The sequence below is a fragment of the Inquilinus sp. genome, assembly GCF_057815775.1.
Genome location: NZ_JBYRFX010001187.1, coordinates 1 through 1,746 on the forward strand (window position 1 = coordinate 1; position 1,746 = coordinate 1,746).

The 1,746-nt window shown below is 70.7% G+C and carries 2 protein-coding genes; both read right to left on the reverse strand.

All coding sequences use genetic code 11. From position 1 onward, the window contains the following. Window positions 1–131 precede the first annotated feature (131 nt). Window positions 132–1,136: a secretion protein HlyD gene (gene hlyD / locus AC3XYG_RS42305; RefSeq protein WP_489145931.1), complete on the reverse strand. Its 1,005-nt coding sequence runs from the start codon at window positions 1,134–1,136 to the stop codon at window positions 132–134. Continuing rightward, a partial coding sequence (locus AC3XYG_RS42310) for a TetR/AcrR family transcriptional regulator (protein WP_489145932.1) occupies window positions 1,133–1,746 on the reverse strand: 614 nt, incomplete at its 5' end. The genes hlyD and AC3XYG_RS42310, both read right to left, overlap by 4 nt.

The window sequence follows — 1,746 nt, forward strand, 5'->3', positions numbered from 1 at the left end:
TCCCCCTATCCCCCTCCCGCAAGGGGAGGGGGGACTGGAAAAAGAACGGCACAATGGCGATCGAAGCCGGCACCCCACCAACAGAGGGGGGACAAGAAAAGGATGGGCGCTGTTGAGCAATTCCAGCCATCTCAACCCGCCTTCGGCACGCGCACGGTGACCGGCATGCCCTGGCGCAGGCCGTCATCGGCGTCGTCGACGATGATGCGCATGCGGTAGACGAGGTCGGTGCGCAGCTCCGGCGTCTGCACCGTCTTCGGGGTGAATTCGGCGACCGGCGAGACAAAGCCGACGCGGCCGCGATAGGGGCGGTCGGGCCGGGTGTCGGTCACCACCTGCACCTCCAGCCCCGGGTGGATGCGGCCGAGATCGGGTTCGGCGACATAGGCGCGGATCCAGACCGGCTTGGTCAGCGACAGCACATAGGCGACGCTGCTGGGCGCCAGGATCGCCCCCGGCTCGGTCACCCGCGACAGGATGATGCCGTCGGCCGGCGCCACCAGCGTCGCATCGGCCAGCGCGGTCTCGGCGGTGGCGAGGTCGGCCTGGGCGCCGGCCAAGTTGGCGCGGCCGGCGGCGATGTCCTCGGCCCGGTTGCCCTCCAGCAGCAGGTCGAGCGCCTGGTGGGCGGAATCCAGCCGCGCCTGGGCCATGTCGCGGTTGGCCTGGTCCTGGTCGAGCGTGGATTGCGATGCGTTGTTGCCCTGCCGCAGCTGCTGGGTGCGGTCATAGGCCAGGCTGGCATTCTCCAGATCGGCCTGGCGCTCCGCCACCGTGGCGCGGCCCTGGGCGATCTCCGCCGCGCGCGGCCCCGCCACCAGCCGATCGAGATCGGCCTGGCGCGCGGCGACGGTGGCGCGGGCGGCCCGCAGGCTGTCCTGGAACGGCCGGTCGTCCAGCCGGGCCAGCACCGTGCCCGCCGTCACCGCCTCGCCCTCCTCCTTCGCCATCTCGGCCAGCTTGCCGGAGACGCGGAAGCCGAGTTCGGCCTGGCGGATGTCGACATTGCCGTAGAGGGTCAGCGTGTCGCTTTGCGTCCCGTACCAGCCGAGCCGGCCGGGCAGGTCGAACCACCAGCCGGCGGCGATGACAGCCAGCACGACCACGATGGCGGCGATGCGAAAGCGTGCCGTCATGACCGCACCTCCACCGCCAGGCCGCGCAGATAGATGTCGAGATGGCGGTCGACGAAGAGCCCGAGATCGAAGCTCTCGCCCTCGCGCACGAAGGTGGAGCCCCAGATCACCGCCATCAGCAGCGGCGCGACCAGCAGCCGTGCCGTGTCGGGCGGGTCGACCGGGCGGATCTCGCCGGCGGCGATGCCGCGTTCGATCAGGCCGCAGACAGTGCCGAGCATCCGGTCGATCACTGTCTCGCGCCAGAATTGCGCCAGCTCCGGAAACTGCGGCGCCTCGGCGATGATCAGCCGCGGGAACCGCGCCAGAGGCGATCCGACCACGACGCTCATGATGGCGCGCAGCAGCCGGGGCAGAATCTCCAGCACCGGCGTCCCCGGCAGCGCCGTCTCGCCGATCAGGCGTTCGACATTGGGCAGCACCGCCTGGCGCACCAGCGCCTCGAACACCGCCTGCTTGCTGGAGAAGTAGAGGTAGACCGTGCCCTTGCTGACCCCGGCGCGGGCGGCGATGTCGTCGATCCGGGTGGCGGCGAAGCCGCGTTCCACGAACAGGTCGAAGGCCGCTTCCAGCAACTCCGCCGGCCGCGCCTCTTTCCGCCGCTTCCGCG

Coding starts and splice junctions, on each gene's coding strand:
- hlyD (WP_489145931.1), bottom strand. CDS start 1,136: ATGACGGCACGCTTTCGCATCGCCGCCATCGTGGTCGTGCTGGCTGTC.